The organism is Rhizobium sp. BK313, from assembly GCF_014193655.1.
In the GTDB taxonomy this organism is placed as follows: Bacteria; Pseudomonadota; Alphaproteobacteria; order Rhizobiales; family Rhizobiaceae; genus Rhizobium.
In genome coordinates this window covers 853,489-876,413 of the sequence record NZ_JACHZQ010000002.1, presented here as the reverse complement: position 1 = coordinate 876,413, position 22,925 = coordinate 853,489, and the positions used below count along the sequence as shown (strand labels likewise).

Here is a 22,925-nt window from a genome sequence, read left to right as displayed (position 1 = left end):
GCGCTATTGATGGTATTCCGCTGTGCGAACCGGATAAGCCTTCTTGAGTTTCGGATGAGGCCAAGTTCGCCTAGGATGTCCACGACAGTTGCAGCGACGTTTGCATGTTTTCGAATTCGCCGGAGCATAGCTTGGCTCGGCAAGCGAGGGGCACATGCCTGGCACATTTGCCATAAGACACGCAAACCGATCCGACGCTGAAGCCCTATCGTTTTTTGCAGCCGAACAATTTCGCGCCACCTATCAGGATGACACACCTGCTTCCGATATGGAATCCCATATCCAGAAGACCTCGGCACTGAATGCCAGCAAGCGGAAATAGACGATCCCTCGGCAGCGCTCTTTCTCGCGACCGCCAACGATCAAATCATCGGGTATGCCCATGTCCTCGTCGGCATGGTCGATGCTCATACCGCCTTTCTCAACCGCATCTACGTTCATGCCGACTGGAAGGGCTGTGGGGTCGCTAAGAACCTGCTCGAAAATGTGGTGCGAGAATAGCGTCAGCGTGGCGCTGCACGTTTGGAACTCACAGTGTTCGAGCGAAATGCGCGAGCCATTGCCTTCTATATGAAGTCGGGATTTGCGGCAGCCGGAAGCACGACGTTCCCGGTCGGCGAAGACTTGCAGACCGATATCGTTATGGAGATCGCTCTAGCGGAGACGATTGAGGAGGAAAGAACAAGGTAATTGAGACCGACAAGCACGACACACTCGGCCGCGATTGCCAGCCGGTCAGTCAAACGCCAGAAGCTTCACTTGGTGGCTCCGTGAGCCGGACCTTCTTCCTTAACATCACGCGGCGTCGGCGTAGGAATGGCACCGTGGTCCGGATCCCTTACATCCTGCCCCTTGGAGCCGTCTGCACCTGTTCGAAGCTCACGATCACGGCTCTCCCGCCTTGTGTCTCGCAAGGTCGTTGCCTCTTCGATGAAGGAGGCCAGTTCCTCATCGGAAAAGTTTGATAGATCAAAGGTCCTGCTCATAACAATCTCCTAGTCTGGTTTCTATGCTAGACGCGCAACGTGATAGAACGACACAGCTGCGGGCGAAAATTCCTTCCACCCCCATGCTCAACCACCGGCTCCCCGCTTGGTTCCCGACAGGAACAAAATTAGCGAGGACCAAACGAAAACGACGACGTCCACGCGAAGAAGCGAAGCGCTTGCTCCACGCCTGTTTCCTGAACGATTCAGGACTCTTTTTCGGGCGATCAGCTTGTCGCACAGCGTTCGGTCCACCCCCGAACTCGCCGATGCGTCGTTCAGGGAATAAGCTGGTATTTGCCTCGGCGCACCCCCATCTGTGTCCCATGGATTAAGAAGGAGCGCCTGATGGAAGTCCGGAAGGAGTGGACAGACGACAACGGCAAAGTTGAGATTCTTCCGCCGCCGCCGAAATGCCGTGCTCGAACGCCTTTTGCCGTGACCTGTCTCTGCTGCCGAAAGCCAGTGGAGCCATCCGAACACGAGACAATGGAATACGGCATCTGCGAGGAATGCATCGGCCACGCTTGAATGAAGGGGCTCATGGGGCAATTCCAGATGGTGATGGAAAACAAGTGTTGGTATCCAGGGACTTGGCTCGATCCGCTATCTGGCCTCCGCGTCAGGCAAGGCGGAATTTGGCGGGCTCTCGGTGTCTGATGCGTTGGCCACTTGCGACGGGGACGCATAAATTCGAGATGTGGCGTCGCTTCCGTTCACGTCGCGACGCCCAGGTGAACCATTGCCTTTGCCGCTCGCCAAGTCATTCGGTGAGGATCGGTATTGTTTGAATGGAAGATTGAATGGTTCTGTCTCTCCGAGGCGTCAGCAAGCATTACGATACGGCGGAGGGCCCTCTGGCCGTCCTCAGTGACATCGATCTCGACCTTGCTGCGGGGAGCAGCCTTGCGCTGACAGGCGAATCCGGCAGCGGCAAGAGCACGCTTCTCCACCTTGCGGGCGGGCTCGACAAGCCGGATCATGGGCAAATCGTGGTTGCCGGGCAAGCCGTTTCTGAGATGGACGACCGGGGGCGCGCGGCTGTGCGACGCGGTGTCGTTGGGTTGGTCTTCCAGCAGTTCAATTTGATTCCGTCTCTCGATGTGGCGGCTAACCTCTCTTTTCACGCGCGTCTCGCCGAGCGCTCGGATCCGGCCTGGGAGGCGGAGCTGGCCGACCGACTGGGTCTTCTTCCTCTTATGCGCCGGTACCCCGAGCAACTGTCGGGTGGCCAGCAGCAGCGCGTCGCGATCGGGCGAACCTTGGCAACTAGGCCGGCGCTCATCTTGGCGGACGAGCCGACCGGCAATCTCGACGAGGCCAACGGCGATACCGTCATGACACTCATGTTGGAGTTGATCGCCGAAACCGACTCCGCGCTGCTGATGGTGACCCACTCCACGCGCTTGGCGGGTCGCCTCGACCGACAGGTCAAGCTCACGCAGGGGCGGATCGTCCTATGATCTCGTCCGGCCTTGGTGCTTTGCTTTCGCACTGGCGACGACACCCGTTGCAGCTGGCGATGCTCTTGTTGGGTCTGTCTTTGGCAACTGCCCTCTGGTCGGGCGTCCAGGCGATTAACGCCGAGGCGCGCGCGAGCTACGACAGGGCGGCTGCCATGCTGGGGCAGGACAGGTTCGACCAGCTCGTTCCCACGAGCGGTGAGGAGGTAAGCCAGGAAACGTTTGCCCGCTTGAGCCGCGCTGGCTGGAAGGTCTCTCCCATTGTCGAGGGCGAGTGGCGGGTTGGCACCAGCCGCATCCATCTTATCGGGGTCGACCCTGTGACCCTGCCAAGCGGAGCATCAGCCGCGGCTCTGAGTGTCACATCCGATCTCCTGGCCTTCATCACACCTCCGGGCCTTCTGTACGTTTCCTCCGAAACTGCTGAGCGACTCAAGGGCAATTCCACGCCGCCTCTCAAGGTAAGTCCAGGGATGCTTCCGAGCACTGCGATCGCCGACATCGGCATTGCCCAGGGGCTACTGGACAAGCCCATGCTGGTTTCCCGATTTGTCGTCTCGCCGGACCAGCCGATGGGGAGGCCGGAGCTTTCAGTGGTCGCGCCCGAATTGTCGCTCAAGAAGCCCGACGTGCAGGGCGACCTCAGCCGGCTGACGGACAGCTTCCACTTGAACCTGACGGCCTTCGGTTTTCTCGCTTTCGCGGTCGGCCTGTTCATTGTCTACTCGACGATCGGGCTGGCGTTCGAGCAGCGTCGCCCGACGTTCCGGACATTGAGGTCCCTTGGGATCCCCGCGACGACGCTTATGGGCTTGTTGCTTATCGAGCTTCTGGTCTTCGCGGTGTTCTCCGGCCTGGTGGGCGTCGCGCTTGGATATATCCTCGCGTCATTCCTTCTGCCCGGCGTCGCAGCGACACTCCGTAGCCTTTATGGCGCAAGCGTCGATGGAGCATTGACGTTCCGAAGCGGTTGGGTCTTGAGCGGATTGGCGATCGCAGTCGCTGGTACGCTCCTCTCTGCGGCGCAAAGTCTCTTGCAGATATCGCGTATGCCGCTTCTCGCGCCAGCTCAACCCAGAGCCTGGGCAAGGGCGTCCGAACGATTGATTTTGGTGCAGTCGGCGGCGGCCCTCGTTCTGTTCGTCGTCGCCGCTGCTCTTTCGGAGTGGGGTTCCGGCCTTGTCATGGGCTTTGCGGTTCTCACATGCTTGCTGCTTGGCGCGGCCCTGCTGCTGCCTGGCGTGCTCTCAGGCTTCCTCGCTTTGATGTCACACACGTCGGCACGACCCGTAGCCCTCTGGTTTTGGGCCGACACCCGGCAACAGATACCCGGCCTGGCGCTGGCACTGATGGCGTTGCTCATCGCCTTGTCGGCCAACGTCGGGGTAGGCACGATGGTCTCCAGTTTCAGGTCGACCTTCACCGGTTGGCTTGACCAGCGGCTAGCCTCCGAACTCTATCTCACGGCGAGAACGGACGAGGAAGGAGACAGGCTGGCTCGCTGGCTCCGGCCCAGGGTCGAAGCGGTCCTTCCGGTTTGGAACGCCGAAGGGGATATCGACGGTCAGCCCGGCCAGGTCTTCGGTGTTGTCGACAATCGGACCTACCGCGATAAATGGCCGCTCCTTGAAGCCGTGCCGAATGCCTGGGACAGGATCGTCCGCGGCGACGCTGCGCTGGTCAACGAGCAACTCTTTAGGCGAGGCCACCATAGTCTCGGCGATATGATTACGCTGCCGCGCGGCTGGAAAGTGCCCATCGTCGGCGTCTATTCGGACTACGGAAACCCCACCGGTCAGGCCATCGTCGCTATCGATGCCCTGACCCACCACTATCCCAACGTCTCGCGTCTGAGGTTTGGCGTGCGCGTTGACCCCCAAAAGGTTTCCGGACTGAGGCGGGAGGTCGTGGACGCATTCGGACTACCCCCACAGAACGTCGTCGATCAGGCAAGCCTCAAGCGGCGTTCGCTGGAAGTATTCGAACAGACGTTCTCGGTGACCGCCGCCTTGAACGTCTTGACCCTCGGCGTCGCGGGTGTGGCGCTCTTTGCGAGCATGACCACGCTTTCGGGGATGAGGCTCCCGCAACTGGCTCCAGTCTGGGCAATGGGTTTGACCCGACGGCGGCTGGTTGAGCTGGAGCTTTGGCGAACAATGCTGCTTGTCCTCGTAACCCTTGTCCTGGCTATTCCTGTCGGTATTGCGCTCGCCTGGGTGCTTCTCGCCGTCGTGAACGTCGAAGCATTCGGATGGCGGCTGCCTCTCCGGCTTTTTCCGGCAGACTGGCTTAAACTTGGTGGGCTCGCAATTTTGGCGGCACTTGTTTCCGTCGTCGTTCCATTACGGCGGCTTTCGAAGGTCACGCCCGCCACGCTTTTAAAGGTGTTTGCGGATGAACGCTAAGTTATATTTCTTCGCTGTCCTGACGCTTTGCCTGGGGGAGCTTGGCGTTGCCCAGGCCCAAGGCTTCGCCGGACTTGGCACAAAAGCCGAGGGCTTCGCGCTTCCGACAACTGGCCGCCAGTTCGAATTCCCCAGGGACCATGGCTCACACCCGGATTTCCGCATCGAGTGGTGGTATGTGACGGCAAACCTAAAGGGGGCGGACGGCATTGACTACGGCGCGCAATGGACACTTTTCCGATCGGCTGCCGCGCCTGGCGATAAGTCGGGATGGTCTAGTCCCCAGGTCTGGATGGGCAACGCCGCCGTGACGACGCCCGACAGGCAGTTCTCGGCGGAGCGGCTGGCGCGTGGCGGCGTCGGTCAGGCCGGGGTGAACACGTCTCCCTTTTCCGCGTGGATTGATGAATGGAACCTGGCCGAGCGGGAGCCGACCGGCGGAGGAGACGAGCTTTCGCATTTGAGGATGACAGCGACGGGTGCCGATTTCGGGTACCGTTTTGATCTCGATGCGAGCGGGCCGATCGTGCCACAGGGAGACAACGGATTTTCGGTCAAATCAGCAGAGGGGCAAGCGAGCTACTATTACTCGCAACCGTTCTACACAGTCACCGGTGTGCTGCGCTTGCCGGGCAAGGAGGTTGCAGTGACCGGGAAGGCATGGCTGGATCGGGAATGGTCGAGCCAGCCGCTCGCGGCGAACCAGACAGGCTGGGACTGGTTCTCGCTCCATTTTGACAGCGGCGAAAAGTTGATGGGGTTCCGCCTGCGCGATAGTGCTGGCGGAGGCTTTACCTCGGGTACCTGGATATCGGCGGAGGGTAAGCCAACGACGATCCCGTCCAACCAGCTCAAGGTAACGCCCGGGGCTACCGCGTCAGTCGCTGGCCGCAACGTTCCTGTGAAGTGGCGCCTCGAACTGCCGGAAAGGGGTCTTGATGTGAGTGTGTCAGCCATCAACGACCACGCGTGGGTCGCAAGCCAGTTTCCTTATTGGGAGGGGCCTGTGCGGACCACCGGATCATTCAACGGGCTGGGCTACTTAGAGATGACGGGCTACCGGTAGCGAACCACTCGGGAAGGATCAGGTGGAAAGACCTGGGGTCAACGCGATGACCAAGGTGAGTTCGCTCAGCCGGCGGGACCGGGCGCTGGCAACAACTCTGTAGTCTGACCCACGTCTAGCCGGCGTGATTTTCGATCTCTCACGCCGGAACGATCTGCCAGAGCAGCTCATTCTGGGAAGCGACGCCATAGCGCGGATTGCCTAGAACGACACGTTCGAGCCGCAGCGGCCGGTCGACGGACTTCATGTGACATCGTTGGGCTCAACCGTTCGAATGGACATAAATTGGCGATGCCCAGCCACACACTCGCACCGTCTTGGCCGGGGTGCGGATGCCGCATATTGGCGGTTCGGCATCTGTTTTCTGGCTGTCTGCAGCCCGATACATGGATTTCCATAAGTTGCCGCTGTGCGGCGGCGAGACTACGGTGCAACATCAGATCGCCAGCGCCGAAGCCGAGCCCTAAGCTGTTCGAAACGCTGGCGATCCCGCGCTTTCTTTATCCTGCAGGAGCAGCCGATGACGCTTGTCTGGTCGTACCGCCCCCAACTCCTGCATCTGGGCCTCTTTTTTGTGGCTTATGTCCTGGGTTGCGGCTTTGCGCAGGCGCTCGCAATTGTACCTGGAACAGGTATTTCCATCTGGCCACCGAGCGGGCTGTTCATCGCCACCCTCATCCTCGCTCCCATGCGGAGTTGGCCTTGGTGGGTGCTGGCGGGCTGCCTGGCCGAGCTGGTCGGCAATGTCCTCTGGTTCCATAGTCCGCTGCCTGCGGCGGTCCTCATTTATGCCGGTAACGCGCTCGAAGCGACGATCGGCGCATGGTTGGTGAACCGAACCTTCAAGCGGCCGGTTCGACTGGAAACCTTGCAGGAAGTTGTCGCATTCGTTGTAGTTGGCGCAGGAATTGCGCCCATCATCAGCGCGACCGTGGGCAGTGCGACACTCGCCTGGTTTGGCATATTTTCGCAAACCTTCTTAGGGGCCTGGCCTCTCTGGTGGATTGGGGATGCCACCGGGACCCTGATCGTGGCGCCGCTCGCGCTGGTCGTGTTCCAGAACTGGCACGGCAAGGCCGAATTCTCGGCGTCGCGATGGTTGGAAGCTGGTGTCCTGGGACTGATCTTGCTCGGCGTCGCCGCCCTTTCGCTCAGCGGCTACCTGCCTTTCGCCTACATCATCATGCCGCCCCTTCTTTGGGCTGCGGTGCGCTTCGAGTTCAAGGGGGCTGCCGTTACCCTCGCCCTCCTCGCGCTGATCACGGCGCTATTCACGATCTCCGGTACCAGCCAGTTTGCCGGCGATCCAGAGACCCAGCGGCACAGGCAGATCATGTTGCAGCTCTTCCTGGTGATCTCGGCGTTTTCGGCGCTGATCGTCGCCGCCATATCACGGCAGCACCAGCTGGCGTTGCTAACATTGCGCCAAAGCGTGGAGGCCTTGCGCGATCGGGAGCGGGAGCTCGAGCAAATCGTAAACATGGTCCCGGTCCAGATTAGGCGTCTGACGCCGGCAGGCGAGCCAACTTTCTTCAATAAACGGCTGCTCGACTTTTTCGGTCTGGACGACGTCGCGCAGTTGGACAATCGGGATAGCAGTCGTTTGGTGACCGCCATGCGGACTTTTGTTCACTCCGACGATTCCGACCGGCTCTTGAATGCAATCCGACACTCGCTTGCGACCGGTGAGCCCTACGCAATGAAATATCGCATGCGTCGCGCAGATGGCGTCTATCGCTGGTTCGACGGTCGATGGGAGCCATTGTGCGATGACGACGGCAAAATAGTCGAATGGTTTGCAATCTCCATCGACATCGATGATGAGGTGCGCGCGCAGGAGGCTTTGCGCGAACGGGAGCGGGAGCTCTCGCAGCTTGTGGACGCCTTGCCAGTCCACATCTGGAGCTGGACGCCTGCCGGCAAGCTGGCCTACGTCAACAAGCGATCTTTGGAGGATCTCGGCCTCTCCGGGGCGAATTTCGAAGATAGCACCCGCGTGGCGCAAGAACTGGTTCATCCCGAAGATGCTGCCGAGGTGCTGCGTGCGTCAGCCAGCTCCCTCAGATCCGGCGACGCCTTCATGATGCGGTATCGCCGGCGTTGGAAAGATGGCAATTATCGCTGGATAGAGGCGCGCGCGCAGCCTCTGCGTGATCGAGATGGAGCGATCGTTCAGTGGTACCAGGTGTCCATCGATATCGACGATCAGGTGCAGGCCGAAGAAGCCCTGCGGAGCAGCAAGCGGCAACTGGAGCAAATGATCGACGCCGTGCCCTTCAATATCCTGAGCTTCGATCCTTCGGGCAAGTTTACCTACGCCAGCAAAAGATATCAGGACCAAGTTGGTGTGCCGGCCACGCAGATCGAAGATTTTGATGCGTTGGCCCGAGACGTGGCTCATCCTGACGACTTTCCGACGATGTTTCGTAGAGCTAAAGACGGCTTCGCGACCGGCCAGCCTTTCGTAAACCGGTTTCGGCGGCGCACCAAGGATGGCACCTACCGATGGATAGAAGCACGCGCGCAGCCTCTGCTCGATCCTAATGGCGCGATCGTGCAATGGTACATTGCCTCAATCGACATCGAAGACGAGATGCACGCGCAGGAGGCCTTGCGTGAGCGAGAACGGTTTCTCTGGCAATTGGTGGAAACACTGCCGGCACTCATCGATTGCGCAGCGCCGAACGGCGAGCCGGTTTATCGCAGCCAGCAACTCCGCGAATTCCTCGGCTACGAGCTTGAAGAATTGGACGGCGCGGGAAAATCGCGGCTGAACGGCACGCTCGACGCCGGCGTCCATCCCGATGACGTTGCTGGGGTCAAGCAACAATATGCCCACTGCTTGTCGACCGGCGAGCCCTATGCACGCAGGCACCGCCTGCGACGCTTCGACGGCGAATATCGCTGGGTCGAGACGCGCGCCGCGCCGATGCGCAATGGCGAAGGCGCCATCGTGCAATGGAACGTCATCTGCCTGGATATCGATGGCGAGGTTCGCGCGCAGGAAGAGCTCCGCCTGGCGCAGGAGAGGCTCGCGCGTGCGAGCCAGGCGGCGAGCCTCGCCGAGCTCTCGGCTTCCATCGCGCATGAGGTGAACCAGCCTCTGGCGGCGATCGTCGCCAATTCGCATGCCTGCTACCGCTGGCTTTCGGCCGAACCCGTCAATGTCGCACGCGCCAAGATTACGACCGAGCGCGTCATCCGCGACGCCAATTCGGCGGCCGAAGTCGTCAGCCGCATTCGGGCTCTCTTCAGGCAGTCGGTGGAGAACAGAGCCAACCTGTCCGTCTCGGACGCCATCGCGGAAGCATCCAACCTTATGGCTGGCGAGGCGATCCGTCGCCGCACTCGGATTGACATCGACGTGGAAAGCAGGCTTCCGCCGGTCACGGTCGACCGCATCCAGATCCAGCAGGTTCTGATCAATCTCATCCGCAACAGCATGGACGCAATGGATTCTGTCGCCGGGGAAAAGGCTCTGGAGGTGCGCGCGCATCGCGTCGGCAACGAGGTGCAAACCGAAATAAGCGATTTTGGAGATGGCATCGAGCTTCCGGACCGGGTCTTCGAGCCGTTCTTCACGACGAAGGAAACCGGTATGGGCATGGGTCTCGCCATTTGCCGATCGATCGTCGAGGCACATGGCGGGCGTTTATGGGCCGAGAAGAATGAACCGCACGGCGCGCGATTCATTTTCACCTTACCGATTGCAACGAAAGCGGCGCCATGACGACGGAGGATCATGTTGTATTCATCGTAGACGATGACGGACGCATCCGGGAGGCGCTCGGCGAACTCCTGGAGGCCCACGGCATGCGCGCCATCGCCTTCGGATCGGCGGGCGAATATGTGAACTCCGAGAAGCCGGATGTTCCCGCCTGCCTGATCCTCGACGTCGAATTGCCCGATATCAACGGCCTCGAATTGCAGCGGCAGATCGCCGAGGGCGATCACCCGCCGATCGTTTTCATCACCGGGCACGGCGATATTCCGTCCTCGGTACGGGCGATCAAGCATGGCGCGGTGGATTTCCTCACCAAGCCGTTCAGCGATGCAGACCTCATGGCCGCGGTCCACACGGCGATTTCCGAGGATCGGAAGACACGATCGGAACGCGCTGAACTCAGACAGCTGAGACAGCGATATCTGGAGCTTACGCCACGGGAACGTGAGGTGTTGCCGCTCGTGGTCAGTGGGCTCCTTAACAAGCAGGCGGCGTCCGAACTGGGGATCAGCGAAGTCACCCTGCAAATTCATCGAAGGAATGTGATGCAGAAAATGGGAGCAGCGTCGCTCGCCGATCTCGTGCGTGTCGCAGAGAAACTGGAAATACCGATTACCCACTCGCGTCGAGCGGGAGGAAATTAAGCATGGAGAAAACAAAACCGATCATCGCGGTTGTCGATGATGATCCAAGGCTGCTCGAGTCGCTGGAAGAGTTGCTGGAATCCGCCGGCTATGCGGCTTGCTGCTTCCAGTCGGCCGGGCATTTGCTTGTCCGCGGACTGGCGGACCTGGATTTGCTGATAACGGACATCGGCATGCCCGGCACGGACGGCTTCGAACTTCGTGACATTGTGAAGAAGGCGCGTCCGGAACTGCCGGTTTTCCTGATTACCGGCCGCCACGAAATTGCGGACCAGGGTCGCGCCCAGGGCATCAGCGGTTTTTTCCGCAAGCCTTTCGATGCGCCTGCCCTGCTCGCAGCCATCACAGAGGCCATGCAAAAACCGAGAAATGGAGGGTGACATGAGAGTGGAGCAACCGATCCGGAAATTGGTGCCGCCGGTACCGCAACGCAGGAACGATGTAGAGGAGCCGACGGTCATCATTGTCGATGACGATGCAGCCGTTCGAGAGGCTTTGTCGGAGCTGACTCTTTCGGCGGGCTTCCAGCCGGTCAGTTTCGCCTCGACCCAGGAAGTCCTCGACTCCGACATTTTGGACCGCCCAGGCTGCCTGATCCTCGACGTGCGCATGCCGGGGGCAAGCGGGCTTCATCTGCAGCACCATCTGGCACGAAGCGGCAATCTGAAGCCGATCATCTTCCTGACCGGACATGGCGACATCCCGATGACGGTTCAGGCCATGAAAGCCGGCGCGGTTGATTTCCTCACCAAGCCGGTGCGGGACCAGACGTTGCTCGATGCAGTGATTGCCGGTATTGAGCTGGATGCGGCGCGGCGGGCGGAGGCGATAGTCGTCAAGCGCAATCTCGAGCGCCTCGAGACGCTGACGCATCGCGAGCGCGAGATCCTGCGCGAAGTCGCGCGCGGGCGCCTCAATAAGCAGATCGCCTTCGACCTCGGCATCAGCGAAGTCACGGTCAAGCTGCATCGCGCCAACGTCATGCGCAAGATGGAGGCCGGCTCCATCGGAGAGCTGATCAGGGCATGGGAAACCCTGCCCCTCGCGATGCGCGAGGCCAGCCCACCCGGATTTTGACCAGACCGATCCCACGCACCTGAAATAGGCTAGTCGCAGGCACCCCCCGATGCCGGCGGAGCCAATCTGTGACGAACTCTGCCCGCCTTTTCGGGAAGCAAATGCTTACATTTCGGCAACACGTCCCTGAACAGGGCGACCTTGTTCAATGCTACGGATTTGCGTCGAGCCGGGCGGTGATCAGCGCAACCGCCACACTGGCGATCCTTCCCAAGGGTAGTCTTTTTGACAGCCGAACGCAGATAAAGGTCCCTGCCATTGCACCCGCAAGTTTTGCCCATGGATAGCGGCCGAGCTGAGCGTGCGCGCTCGCATCTGCCCAGTCCAGGTGAGATCTGACAACGGTTCTCGCCTGCCCCCCAATGACAGCCAGGCGCGCACGTAGATTTTCGATCTCGTCTCTGAGGTGGTCGATCTCACTCTTTAGATCGTCAAGGCGCCGTTCGACGGAAATGTCGTCGATTGGGCCTTGAAGTCCCTCCTCCGCCGGGGCATCAGCTTCGAGCTCGGCGAAATGAGCCCGCAACTCGGCGTTCGTATCAAAGCCCTCCGGCTTAGAAGCGTTCATCGCAGCCTCCTTTGTGTGGAGGCACAATAACGGCTGCCACAATCGCCCCTACCCCGCTTTGCCTTCGTTTTCGTGTTCCGGCACAGTCTGCAGATAGCGACCATTCGAAGACGACAGGCTCTCTGACACGGCCTCTGTCGTGGCGAAACACGTAGCGTTTGTCGTTTCTTGGGGCGATGTGTTCGCGTGTAAACATCGTGTCTCTCCTATGACAGTGGCGTCACAGGAGAACGTACGACGCATCAATTGGATGCATACAAAGCTTTGGGCATCACAATACCTTCCTTCTTCTTCGTCATTGGCAACAGACGGCGGCGACAAGCTATGGCGGGCTGGGTCGGAACGACGCCAGCCGCGTTCATCCTCTCATCGCCTCGGCGTTAGACAGCGCTTGTTGGGAATTCAATCTGAAACACGAGGCGCATTGTGGCGACTGTGTCTCGCCGCACGTTTTCGATCGAGACCGACAAGACATCACCAGCTTGCAACGGTATGTTGTCTGACGCCATCTCGGCCAACGTCGCCTTCGCCTGCGCGATGGCGGCGATGAGATCCGGATAGTCATAGCCGGTATCGCCAACGATGACTCCATCCTTATCGGTCGTTGTGAAGAAAACCTTTGTCATCGTCATCCTCGCTGATACATCGAAACACTCAACAGGGATGAAAGTTCATTGGCTACCCTCAACTTTGCGCTGAACCCAAGGTTTTCGATGAATTTCGCTATCCCTACCGTAACTGTGAACATTGTCTCACAGTAGGCGTCACGCCTTGCACCTTGGACATGCTCCGAGCCTCATCGTGATCTCTCCGGCTTTGTCTCGAGCGCTTCAGTCAGGTTCCGTTCGCGCCGACAGAAGCAGCGGTTAACAAATTATACAGCACGGAATCGCCGAATTCATGCGTGCGGTAGCGGGACGCGGTGAGCGCTGCGGAGACCTTAGCGAGCAGCGCATCGTCTGCGAAGGCGCGCAGGAGCTCGAAATGACTTTCGCCAGGCTGGTGGACACCCGTGAGAACCGCATCGACCACGCGAAGCGGCGTGTCGTGCGCTATCCGTCCTGTCGCAGTGCCGTTTCCAATGCGCACGCTGCCATCGGGATTGGCGGCTGCCTCGAGCGCGCGCACGACGCTCGTGCCGATCGCGATGATACGGCTTCCACGGAGCTTCGCCCGCGCGACTTCCTCCGCAGTGCGTTCAGGAATGCGGTACGGCTCATCGAAGGGAAGGCGCGAGTCGAGCACGGGATCGCCGGTGGATGAGATACCGGCGGCATGCGTGATTGCTGCGAATCCGACACCGCGCTGGCGCCAGGCTTGAAGCGTACGCCAGTCGAGCGCGAAGCCTGCCGACGGCGCCTCGAACGCGAACGGCCGGGCCGCGATCTTCGTCCAGACATCCCATAGCGCCAACGGCTCGGGAACATGCGCGTATTGGATCGGCCGCCCGTGCTGCGCTAGTCCTGCAAGCATCGCTGTGCGGTTACCTGGGAAGCGTAGCTCGAGAAGTCGGGGATGGTCGAGCAGGCGCTCGACGACGGCTTCAAGCGGGCCGAGCCGCAGGCGGTCGCCTGTTGACAGCGCAGGCGGTGGCTGCCGGTCCTCCGTGCGCGTGCGGTGGTCGCCCAAGCCAAAGGCAATCGCCACGAAGCGTGTGGGATCGGAAAGTGATAGCCAGCCGGCCAGACGGATCTCGATCGCCTTTCCGCTGGGGACATGCGTGCCATGCAAGCTGGCAGGCAAGGTCGCAGCATCATTGGCGACAACCAGATCGCCGGGATTGAACAGCGTTACGAGCCTGGTACGCGGCAGGTCGCACATCGTGCCCTCCGTCTCGACGACAAACAGCCTGGCAAAGCGCCGATCGGAACCGTCCTCGTTAATCATGCTAGTCCTCCGGCGGGAAGCGCAGTGCGGACTGGCAACGCGTTCAGTATCTTCTTGATGATCTCGGCAGCAGCTAACTCGGGGGCCTTCAAGCTCGACCGATCGGCGTCCGGAAGCGCCAGCGCGTGAAGCGGGGTGTCCATATCGCCAGGGTCGAGCGCCAGCAGCCTTATGCCGTCGGGTTTCGCCTCTTCGTCCCAAATCGCCGTCAGATGGGAAAGAGCGGCCTTGCTCGCGCCATATGCGCCCCAGTCGGGATAAGCATTGACCGCCGCGTCGCTGGAGATGTTGATCACCAGCGCGCCGCGGCCTTCGCGTGCGGATGCGGCAAGCGCACCGAACAAGGCTTTCGTCAGCCGGAATGCGCCGAGCAGATTGACCGCTAGTGCCGCTTCCAGCTCCTCGCACTCGGTATCGGCAAGAAGCGCCAAAGGGACGGGACCGAGGCTCGACGCGTTGTTGATGAGGACATCGACCCCTTCGAGGTTCGCCGTGACCTGCATCGCGATCGGGTAGATATCGTCCTTCTTGCCGATGTCGGCGACAATGCCGTGCGCACCCGTCTCGGCTGCGACGCGTTCGACGTTCGCGGCGGTGCGAGCGACGAAGGCAACGCGTGCACCCTTCCCGGTAAGCTGCCGCACCAGTGCCAGTCCGAGGCCTGAGGTGCCGCCCGTAACCGCCACGCGAAGTCCCTGAAAATCGATATTCGTCTGCATTGCTGGTACTCCTTCAATCAATACGAACACTTGCTACAAGTTCAAGTTAACTTGAAGTCAAGTGGGAATCGTGCTCTTGTTTGTGCATGGATTCGATGCTGACCATCACCGACGTATCGCGGCGCAGCGGCGTTGCCTCATCGGCCCTGCGTTTCTATGAGGAGCGCGGGCTGATCGTATCCGAGCGCGCCGGTTCGGGGCATAGGCGCTATCACCGGTCTGCATTGCGCCGGATCGCTTTTATCGTCTTTGCTCAGCGCATCGGGCTGACACTTGAGGAGATCGGCGCCGAGCTCGCCAAGTTGCCTGCCGATCACGTACCGTCGCGTTGGGATTGGTCACGACTGTCAGGCCAGTGGGCAAAGCGCATCGACCAGCGCATAGCCGAGTTGCAGCGCCTGAGGTCCGGCCTTACCGAGTGCATCGGTTGCGGGTGCCTGTCGATCGACCGGTGTAGCCTTGCGAACCCTGCTGATGTCGCAGGACGCAAAGGGCCGGGGCCGAGATATTGGCTGGGGTGACTCGGCACCCAGCGGTGGGGCTATCTGTTGGCATCGGCGGCCGGCGAGCACCAGCAACACCATCCCGGCCGGCATCTCTCGTGCCAATTTGCGTAGCGCTCTGCTTTCTTAGACCTTGTCCGTGCACGAAAACGTGTTCTAGCGTCGGTTTCTTGCACTGGATCGCGATGTTAGATTTCTCTCCAGCATCTTTTATCTGCGACCAAATATCATGTCCGTCATTCTAATCGACCACGCATCCAAGCGCGGAAGGAGACGACCATGCCGGGTGTACCCAGACATCGCGAATTGAGAGGTTTTTCATGGAATTCTGCGGGGTGCCTGATTGCAGCGCTCGCGTTTCCAGCAGGCGACGCACTTGCCATCAATCGATACAACTCTGCTTCAATGACATGCTCGGCGATCCACAATACCCTCGATAGGGAGCGAGCGATCATCCTTCGCTACTCCAACTCGTCTGGAGGACCACCTCTCTACGATCGATACGTCAGTGACAGCGCACAATGCAGCAATGGCACGGAAGCCAGGCGTTCCTTGATACCAGCCCGTGATGGCGGTTGCTCTGTCCTTTACTGCCAACAGTCCTGGGGCGGCAGCAATCGCTAAGTTCCGTTCCACACAACGGGAAATTAGCCGGTCGTCAGTTGTTTCGACTATCAAAGGATTGTTCGGCTAACTTCGCTGTTCTTGCCGTAGCGGCCGGCTGGAACGAGCGGGAAGCAGCGGCAGCACTTGTCGACCTAGCCGACAATGACATGCTCGGGCTGATCGCGATAGGCGAAGAGAGCGCCCAACCGCGTCTGTCCTTCGGCGTGGTGGATCGAAGTGCCCGAGAGGCAGCCTGCCGTATCGAAAAATGTTATGAAGCCATCATGCAGCTGAATGGGAAGAGAGCAGCATAGCAATGTGTGGACGCGTTTATATAAGATCATCGTTACGGGAATTGCTCGCCAATTTTGCATTTGCGGCGCCAGGTGATGCCGAGGGGCTGGCAAATAGCTTCCCGCGCTACAACGGGGCACCGCAGCAGGATTATCCGATTATCGTCAGGGAGATTGTGCGAGAGCCGGACGTTATGGGTCCGGTGTTCGCGACGGCGCGCTGGGGCTTCATTCCAGCTTGGGCAAAGGATGCCGGCCGGCCGATGATCAACGCCAGATCGGAAGGCATTTCGACCAACGGCATGTTTAAAGCGGCATACAAATCCAAGCGCTGCCTGGTGCCGATCAACGGCTTCTTTGAATGGAAGGACATTTACAGCACGGGTAAGAACAAGCAGCCCTACGCCATCGCCATGAAGTCAGGGGAACCGTTCGCTCTCGCCGGCGTTTGGTCCGGTCGCCGCAATCTGGATACCGGTCTCGAAGAGAAGATGTTTGCAGTCATCACCTGTGCGCCCAATGAAATGATGGCGCAGATCCATGACCGAATGCCAGTCATCCTCCACCCGGAAGATTATGAGCGCTGGCTGTCACCCGAGCCTGATCCTTATGATTTGATGCGGCCGTTCCCGAGCGAGCTGATGACCATGTGGCCAATCGGCAAGAACGTCGGATCGCCGAAGAACAACACGCCCGATATCCTCGATCCCATCGATCAAGATCAAGATCCAGATCCTGAACCGACATTGCTATGAGCGAGGATCTGCAGACCAATACCAGGCCGGCCGCGCCGGTGCATTTCGAACACTGGTGCGAGGATAACCGACATCGCGTCGGTGAGATCGAGCCCCCAGCCGATGATCAGCCGGACACCGGTGTCCCTGGCCGCCTGATGGGCACGCTCGATGCCTTCGAGGCTGTTGCGGTCGACGATCGGTAAGGCCTGGTTTGGCTGACAATCCATGCACCAACACCATCACGAGGAAGACCTATCAATCCGGACCGAATATGCAATTGATTGGGCAACGGCTTACACCCCGAGATGCATGCCACTGTCAATCACGAGGCACTGCCCGGTCACCTTTGTCGCGTGGTCAGTCAACCAAAGAATGGCGTCGGCGATATCGGTCGCACCGGGGATGCTCTTGAGTGGCGCTGCGCTGATCAGGTTCTCCTTGAAAGCCTTGTAGGAATTTTCATCGTGCCAGGAGAGCGCCCAAGTCGTGTCGACGAAGCCGGGGCACACTGCATTTACGCGGATTGCCGGTGCGAGGGACCGGGCCAGTCCCAACGTCATTGTGTTGATCGCACCTTTCGAGGCGGCATAGGCAAGAGATGAGCCGGAGCCGGAGAAGGCGGAGTCGGAGGAGACGTTGACGATCGACCCCAGATCGCTCTTCTTGAGATGAGGTGTGGCGGCGCGGATCATCTGATAGGTGCCGGTGACATTGACGCTGAAAATATGCTCGAAATCCGCGGCGTTCGAAGCATCGAGGTCGGAAGCCGCGGCATAACGCGTGACTCCGGCATTGTTGACGAGAGCGTCGATGCGACCAAAGCGTTGAACGGCCGTATCTGCGATCAACAGACAGGCCTCATCGCTCGCGATATCTCCGAGGGCAGTGATCGCTTCCACGCCTTGGTCTCTGCACCGATCCGCGATGGCCTCGGCGCCGTCGCGGTTGCGGTTGTAGTTGATGACGACATCATAGCCGGCCCCAGCGAAGGCGAACGCTGTCGCAGCACCGATCCCTGAACCACCGCCTGTGACGATGACGCATTTCCTGCCTGTTCCCACCATGCCCAACCCTCCTCAGCCGCGGAGACGCCGGCCATCGGCGTCGAATAGACATACCTTGGCCGTATCGATCGCCAGACGGACCTGCTGTCCCGGTCTTGAGACAAGGCGTTCGTGCGCCGTAAGGGCGATCTGTTGAGCACCTGCCTGGACAATCACTTCGGTTGAAGCACCAGTCGGCTCGACGACGTGGATGGTGCCAGGCACGCCTTGATCGGACAGACGGATATGTTCGGGGCGGATGCCATAAGAAATCTTTTGGCCATCCACTGCATTCGAGGCAGGCATTGCCAGCCTTATGCCATCGCTTGTCTCAAAAGCGCCATCCTTGATTTCCCCTTCGAGAACATTCATGGCCGGTGAGCCGATGAACTGTGCAACAAAGATATTGACGGGATCGTCATAGAGCTCAAGGGGCGTGCCAGTTTGCTCGACGACACCCGAGCGCATGACCACGATGCGGTCCGCCATTGTCATCGCCTCGACCTGGTCATGCGTGACATAGACGGTCGTGGTCTTCAGCCGCTGGTGCAAAGCCTTGATCTCGGCACGCATTTGGACGCGCAATTTCGCATCGAGATTCGAAAGCGGCTCGTCGAACAGAAAGACCTTCGGGTCACGGACGATCGCGCGGCCCATGGCGACGCGCTGGCGCTGACCGCCGGACAGCTGGCGGGGATAGCGCTTCAGCAAATCCTTCAAACCCAGAATTTCGGCCGCCCGCATGACCTTCGCATCGATCTCCGATTTCGGGATCTTCTTTAGGGATAGGGCGAATTCCATGTTTTCGCGAATTGTCATATGTGGATAGAGCGCATAGTTCTGGAAGACCATGGCGATATCGCGCGCCTTTGGCGCGACATCATTGATTACGTTGCTACCGATCTCGATTTCGCCTTCGGTGATGTCTTCAAGACCGGCGATCATCCGCAATAGTGTCGATTTTCCGCAGCCGGATGGGCCGACGAGAATGACAAACTCGCCATCGGGAATATCGACCGAAATGTCCTTGATGATGCTGGTCTGTGCATAGCTCTTACTGACATTACGAATTTGGACAGAACTCATGTTCGTTTCCCTTATTGGGCGGCCTATTTCACAGCGCCTTGGGTGATGCCAGCGATGAACTGCTTGGAAAGGACGATATACAGAAGCGTGATCGGCAACGCCGCCAGCGTCAGGCCGGTGAACATCACGCCCCAATCAGTGGTGAACTCACCAATGAACACGGTGAGCCCCTGCGGCAGCGTCTTCAGATCGTCGGAGGTGATCAGGATCAGTGGGAAGAAGAAATCGTTCCAGATCGGAACGGCATTCTGGATTGCCACGATCACCATGGCGGGCCTTGCAAGCGGCAGCATGATGCGAAGCATGATGAGCAATTCGCTCGCCCCATCGATGCGGGCAGATTCTTCGAGTTCGCGTGGCAGCGTCCGCAGAAAGCCAGTCAAGATAAAAACGGCCGATGGCAAGCCCATCGCCACATAGACGAGGATTAGGCCGGCATAGGTGTCGACGAGATGCAGGGCGTCAAGCTGGATGAAGAGCGGGATTATCGCAAGCTTCAAAGGCACCGTCATGCCGCTGATGAAGAACATCAGGACCGCACCGCCAAGCTTGAACTCATACCGCGCAATCGCGTAAGCCGCCATGGTGCCAAAAACCAGGATCAAGGCGATCGAGGCTAGTGTGACGCCGAAGGAATTCAGCATATAGCGGATGAAGTTCGTCTGATCCCAGACCTTCTGAAGATTTGCCGTAGAAAAGGAATGCGGCAAAGCAAAAGGTGAACTGAAAATCTCCGCATTCGTCTTGAACGCCGAAAGTACCATGACGAGGAGTGGATAAAGCATGAGCAGTGCGTTCAGCACGAGAAGCGCCTGAATGGAGCCATTCTTGATCCACTCGTTGGAAGTCTTCATGTCTTGTCTCGCAGGGTTGAGAGGGGCGACGGCAAGGCGCGATCTCTAGAGCTGAATTTCGCGGCGGCGAAGGAACCGCAGAGCAACGAATGAGAAGCCGGCCACGAAGATGAACATCAGCACGGCAAGCGCGCTGCCCTGGCCGAAATCCTGGATGCCGTTGGTGACGCTGCCAAAGGCGGTACGATAGAAGTAGAGGCCGAGCACGTCGGTCGAGCCTCCCGGCGAACCGGTCAAGCCGGCCATGACATAGGGGATCTCGAACCAGTTGAAACTGCCGATGAAAGTCAGGATACAAACGATCGTCACGCTCGGCGCGATCAGCGGCCAGATGATGCGGCGAAGCAGAACGTAATCGCCGGCACCATCAAGGCGCGCTGCCTCGATGACTTCAGCCGAAATGCGTTGCATGCCGGCGAGAAGCACGAGCGTCGGAAAGCCGAGCCAGTGCCAGATATTAGCGAAGATGATGCTGCCGAGTGCGGTATTCTCGTTACCGAGCCAGGCGGGGCCGTGGATATGAACAAGCGCCAATGCGCCGTTCACGAGGCCAAAGAGCGGGTGCAGGAAAAGCTTCCAGAGAAACCCGACAATGACAGAGGACAAAACGACCGGGAGAAAAACGATGACCTGATGAATTCGGTGTCCGGGCAGGCCCTTCAGAAGGGCAAAGGCGACAAGAAAGGCGGTCCCGTTTTCGAAGATCATCAGTGATAGGAAAACGATCACATTGTGCCAGAAGGCGTTGTAGGTCCAATCGCTGTAGGGCTGCTCGAAAAGCACCTTGCGGAAGTTTTCAAGTCCGATGAATTGCGACGGCCGCAGGCCATTGAAGTCGTAGAAGGCATAACGCAAAGCCGAAATCAGCGGCCAGACAACGAAGAGCGTCATCACGGCCAAGGCCGGCAGCAGCAGAAAGAGGATCCACAACGACCGGCGCCGCGGCCAAAGAGTCGTCGAGCGGCGCCGATTGTTGGTCATTTTATTTCCCCTGGAAAGGCTTGTACCACTTGGCAAGGCCATTCGTGAGGTCGGCGCCAAGCTGCTCAGGCGTGATGGATCCAGACATCATCTTCGTAATATCGGTTTGCAGCAACTCGGACCCGGTCGGCTTCTCGAAGCGGAAGTAAACCACATTGATGTGCGGCATGGCCGTCTCGTTGAGCTTGGCGACCTCGGCAAGCAGCGGGTCCTTCACCTCAACGCCCTTGATCGGCGAAATATTGCCGAGAAGCGCCGTGAACTTGTCGCCGAATTCCTTAGTGCCCATCCAGGCAACCAGCTTCAGGGCCGCTTCCTTGTTTGGCGACGCGGCATTGACCGCATAGCCGCCGTCAAAGAATTTGGTTGCCTGCGGGATATCGCCGGACTTGGCTGCCGGCGGCGCGATGAAGTCCATTTTAAGCTGCGGGTTCTGGCTCTTATAGGTCGCGATATCGAAGCTGCCGCCGGCAAGCATGGCGGCGCGTCCACTCACAAAAAGCTGACCCGCCGTATCGTAGTCGATGCCTTCGAAGCCGGGCGACATATAATCGCGAAGTTCTAGCAGCTTGTTGAGAGCTGCGATGTAACGCGGATCCTTGAAGGTCGCCTTGCCGGTTTTCAGATCCGAGACGAAATCCTGACCCAGGAACGGGCCGGTGAAGGCCGCAACGAACATCTCGTTGAACCAGCTGGTGCCGAGACCGTTTGCAAGCGGGACGATGCCCTTTTCTTTCAACGCCTTGGACACAGTGATGAACTCATCCCAGGTCTTTGGCGGCGTCAGGCCGGCTTGTTCGAAGACATCTTTGTTGATGAAGAGACCAAGGGTCTGCGACGCAAAAGGCAATGAGTAGACTTGGCCGTCGCCGCGATAGGTGCCCGCGAGCAACGCGTCGGCCGACATATTGGCAAGGGAGGGCATGTTCGAACTGTCCTGCTTCACGAAGTAGCCGGACTTCACGAACTGCTCAAGCCAGCCATAGGCGTGCGTGTGAATGACATCCCCACCCTTGCCGCCTGCCAGCGCGGTCGAGACGATCGTCGGGTAGTTCTCATCCGGGAAGGATTCGAACTTCACATGAATGTCGGGATTTTCTTTTGTGAAGTCGGCAAACAGTTCGTTGTAAGCTGCCTTATCTTCCTGGCGCCAGGTCCAGAAGGATATGTCAGTCGCGAATGTGGCGGGCGCAGAAAGGCCCCAGGCGATTGTCGCTGCAGCCAGCAGCCCTGCGATCGATGTCACTCTCATTGCGCTCCCCTTTTTGGTTTTAGAGCATGTTCACGATCACTAGAAAATCATAGTTCTTGCGTTCTGGCTAGATAGTTTGTAAATTTGCCGAACTATATTTTCATTAGGGCGCCAAATCATATGAAGCAAGCTGACCTCGTTGCAGGGATCGACATCGGCGGGACAAAGACGCACATTCTGATCAAAGACGCCGATCGCGTAGTCGCGGATCGAGTCGTCGCCTCCTCCGACTGGCGCACCTGGGTTCGCGAACGAGACGCCGTCGCGCTCGCCACGCTCATAAAAGACATCGCCGGCGGCAAGCTTTGCGCAACCGCAATCGGCGCCCATGGCTGCGATACCGATCAGCATTGCAAGCAGCTTGAGGCCGACCTCAGCGTGAGACTCGAGGGCAAGATAAAGGTCGTCAACGATTCTGAGCTGCTCGTGCCGGCGGCAGGCTTCGTAACCGGAATCGGCGTCGTTTCGGGAACGGGTTCGATCGCTGTCGCCCGCACCGCGGACGACGAAATGCTGGTCGCGGGCGGATGGGGCTGGATTCTCGGAGACGAGGGCAGCGCCGCGGCCCTCGTCAGGGAAGCCGCACGCGCCATACGCGGCTCGATCGACCTCGGCCAGACCGGCGACCCGCTCGTCGCGGAATTGATGACGACGCTGCAAACGAACGATCCGACCAAGATCGGCCGCCTTTTGAACGAAACCCGAAGTGCTGCGATCTGGGGCAGTTATGCGAATGTGGTGTTCGACGCCGCAAGACGAGGTTCACCCCTTGCGACACGCGTGATCAATGAAGGTGCCGCATCGCTTGCGGACCTGGTTCAAATATTGATAGGCCGCGGCGCCGATGCCCGCCATGTTGTCATCGGCGGCGGCGTTGTCGTCCAACAGCCCCAGCTTTTCGAGGCATTCGTCGACGCGATGCGCAAGGTCGCACCGTCCAGCGAGGTGACGCTGTTGCGCGCTGCTCCTGTCACCGGCGCCGTGGCGATCGCGCAACGTCTTTGTAACGACACCCTTTGAAATGGAGAGAA

Annotated in this window: 24 protein-coding genes; 14 read left to right on the top strand and 10 right to left on the bottom strand. The window is 59.3% G+C overall.

Going from position 1 to position 22,925, the window contains the following annotated elements:
* Nucleotides 1-273: 273 nt before the first annotated feature.
* Nucleotides 274-501 carry a GNAT family N-acetyltransferase gene (locus tag FHT86_RS38095; protein WP_312862369.1) on the top strand — a complete coding sequence of 76 codons (228 nt, stop codon included), beginning with the start codon at nt 274-276 and terminating at the stop codon, nt 499-501.
* A gap of 33 nt (nt 502-534) precedes the next feature.
* On the top strand, nt 535-690 hold the full coding sequence (locus tag FHT86_RS38090) for a hypothetical protein (RefSeq protein ID WP_246779530.1): 156 nt from the start codon (nt 535-537) through the stop codon (nt 688-690).
* 65 nt (nt 691-755) lie between these two features.
* Here the strand turns inward: FHT86_RS38090 and FHT86_RS16305 are convergent, their stop codons facing one another.
* On the bottom strand, nt 756-986 hold the full coding sequence (locus FHT86_RS16305; protein ID WP_133707823.1) for a hypothetical protein: 231 nt from the start codon (nt 984-986) through the stop codon (nt 756-758).
* An 803-nt stretch (nt 987-1,789) separates the two neighbouring features.
* Between FHT86_RS16305 and FHT86_RS16300 the strand changes: the two genes are divergently transcribed.
* From FHT86_RS16300 to FHT86_RS16270, 7 genes are all read left to right on the top strand, one after another.
* A complete protein-coding gene (locus FHT86_RS16300; protein ID WP_133707822.1) occupies nt 1,790-2,449 on the top strand; it encodes an ABC transporter ATP-binding protein in 660 nt (219 codons plus the stop codon).
* Nucleotides 2,446-4,854, top strand: a complete 2,409-nt coding sequence (locus FHT86_RS16295; RefSeq protein ID WP_133707821.1) for an ABC transporter permease — start codon at nt 2,446-2,448, stop codon at nt 4,852-4,854. The genes FHT86_RS16300 and FHT86_RS16295 overlap by 4 nt, the downstream gene beginning before the upstream one ends.
* Entirely contained in the window at nt 4,844-5,920 is a 1,077-nt protein-coding gene (locus FHT86_RS16290; protein WP_133707820.1) for a lipocalin-like domain-containing protein, read from the top strand. Before FHT86_RS16295 ends, FHT86_RS16290 begins: the two co-directional genes overlap by 11 nt.
* A 520-nt stretch (nt 5,921-6,440) precedes the next feature.
* Nucleotides 6,441-9,650 (top strand): PAS domain-containing protein, encoded by a 3,210-nt coding sequence (locus FHT86_RS16285; RefSeq protein ID WP_133707819.1) that lies wholly within the window; start codon nt 6,441-6,443, stop codon nt 9,648-9,650.
* The gene (locus FHT86_RS16280) at nt 9,647-10,288 is read left to right on the top strand and encodes a response regulator transcription factor (protein WP_133707818.1); all 642 of its coding nucleotides are present in this window, start codon (nt 9,647-9,649) and stop codon (nt 10,286-10,288) included. Before FHT86_RS16285 ends, FHT86_RS16280 begins: the two co-directional genes overlap by 4 nt.
* A gap of 2 nt (nt 10,289-10,290) precedes the next feature.
* Nucleotides 10,291-10,668: a response regulator gene (locus tag FHT86_RS16275; RefSeq protein WP_133707817.1), complete on the top strand. Its 378-nt coding sequence runs from the start codon at nt 10,291-10,293 to the stop codon at nt 10,666-10,668.
* A gap of 1 nt (nt 10,669) precedes the next feature.
* A complete protein-coding gene (locus tag FHT86_RS16270; protein WP_133707816.1) occupies nt 10,670-11,365 on the top strand; it encodes a response regulator transcription factor in 696 nt (231 codons plus the stop codon).
* A gap of 151 nt (nt 11,366-11,516) precedes the next feature.
* On the opposite strand, the gene FHT86_RS16265 is transcribed toward FHT86_RS16270, so the two are convergent.
* The 4 genes from FHT86_RS16265 to FHT86_RS16250 form a co-directional block, all read right to left on the bottom strand.
* Nucleotides 11,517-11,933: a hypothetical protein gene (locus FHT86_RS16265; RefSeq protein ID WP_133707815.1), complete on the bottom strand. Its 417-nt coding sequence runs from the start codon at nt 11,931-11,933 to the stop codon at nt 11,517-11,519.
* A 380-nt stretch (nt 11,934-12,313) separates the two neighbouring features.
* Entirely contained in the window at nt 12,314-12,559 is a 246-nt protein-coding gene (locus FHT86_RS16260; protein ID WP_133707814.1) for a DUF6894 family protein, read from the bottom strand.
* Between the two features lie 208 nt (nt 12,560-12,767).
* Complete coding sequence (locus FHT86_RS16255; protein ID WP_133707813.1) at nt 12,768-13,820, bottom strand: S-adenosylmethionine:tRNA ribosyltransferase-isomerase; 1,053 nt, start codon at nt 13,818-13,820, stop codon at nt 12,768-12,770.
* The gene (locus tag FHT86_RS16250) at nt 13,817-14,539 is read right to left on the bottom strand and encodes an SDR family oxidoreductase (protein ID WP_133707812.1); all 723 of its coding nucleotides are present in this window, start codon (nt 14,537-14,539) and stop codon (nt 13,817-13,819) included. Before FHT86_RS16250 ends, FHT86_RS16255 begins: the two co-directional genes overlap by 4 nt.
* Before the next feature lie 86 nt (nt 14,540-14,625).
* Between FHT86_RS16250 and soxR the strand changes: the two genes are divergently transcribed.
* From soxR to FHT86_RS16230, 4 genes are all read left to right on the top strand, one after another.
* Nucleotides 14,626-15,060 (top strand): redox-sensitive transcriptional activator SoxR, encoded by a 435-nt coding sequence (gene soxR, locus FHT86_RS16245; protein WP_133707811.1) that lies wholly within the window; start codon nt 14,626-14,628, stop codon nt 15,058-15,060.
* Nucleotides 15,061-15,704: 644 nt separating this feature from the next.
* Nucleotides 15,705-15,962 carry a hypothetical protein gene (locus FHT86_RS16240; protein WP_133707810.1) on the top strand — a complete coding sequence of 86 codons (258 nt, stop codon included), beginning with the start codon at nt 15,705-15,707 and terminating at the stop codon, nt 15,960-15,962.
* Between the two features lie 2 nt (nt 15,963-15,964).
* The gene (locus tag FHT86_RS16235) at nt 15,965-16,696 is read left to right on the top strand and encodes an SOS response-associated peptidase (protein ID WP_133707809.1); all 732 of its coding nucleotides are present in this window, start codon (nt 15,965-15,967) and stop codon (nt 16,694-16,696) included.
* On the top strand, nt 16,693-16,881 hold the full coding sequence (locus tag FHT86_RS16230; protein WP_133707808.1) for a hypothetical protein: 189 nt from the start codon (nt 16,693-16,695) through the stop codon (nt 16,879-16,881). Before FHT86_RS16235 ends, FHT86_RS16230 begins: the two co-directional genes overlap by 4 nt.
* 90 nt (nt 16,882-16,971) lie before the next feature.
* Here the strand turns inward: FHT86_RS16230 and FHT86_RS16225 are convergent, their stop codons facing one another.
* The 5 genes from FHT86_RS16225 to FHT86_RS16205 are packed head-to-tail and all read right to left on the bottom strand — an operon-like array spanning nt 16,972 to nt 21,894.
* Nucleotides 16,972-17,742 carry an SDR family NAD(P)-dependent oxidoreductase gene (locus tag FHT86_RS16225; protein WP_133707807.1) on the bottom strand — a complete coding sequence of 257 codons (771 nt, stop codon included), beginning with the start codon at nt 17,740-17,742 and terminating at the stop codon, nt 16,972-16,974.
* Nucleotides 17,743-17,754: 12 nt separating this feature from the next.
* Nucleotides 17,755-18,807, bottom strand: coding sequence for an ABC transporter ATP-binding protein (locus tag FHT86_RS16220; protein ID WP_133707806.1), 1,053 nt, complete (start codon nt 18,805-18,807; stop codon nt 17,755-17,757).
* Nucleotides 18,808-18,830: 23 nt separating this feature from the next.
* On the bottom strand, nt 18,831-19,661 hold the full coding sequence (locus tag FHT86_RS16215; protein WP_133707805.1) for a carbohydrate ABC transporter permease: 831 nt from the start codon (nt 19,659-19,661) through the stop codon (nt 18,831-18,833).
* Nucleotides 19,662-19,706: 45 nt separating this feature from the next.
* Nucleotides 19,707-20,642, bottom strand: a complete 936-nt coding sequence (locus tag FHT86_RS16210; RefSeq protein ID WP_133707804.1) for a carbohydrate ABC transporter permease — start codon at nt 20,640-20,642, stop codon at nt 19,707-19,709.
* Between the two features lies 1 nt (nt 20,643).
* Nucleotides 20,644-21,894: an extracellular solute-binding protein gene (locus FHT86_RS16205; protein ID WP_133707803.1), complete on the bottom strand. Its 1,251-nt coding sequence runs from the start codon at nt 21,892-21,894 to the stop codon at nt 20,644-20,646.
* Between the two features lie 120 nt (nt 21,895-22,014).
* Here FHT86_RS16205 and FHT86_RS16200 point away from each other — a divergent pair, with 120 nt between their 5' ends.
* Nucleotides 22,015-22,914: an N-acetylglucosamine kinase gene (locus tag FHT86_RS16200; protein WP_133707802.1), complete on the top strand. Its 900-nt coding sequence runs from the start codon at nt 22,015-22,017 to the stop codon at nt 22,912-22,914.
* The last annotated feature ends 11 nt before the right edge of the window (nt 22,915-22,925 follow it).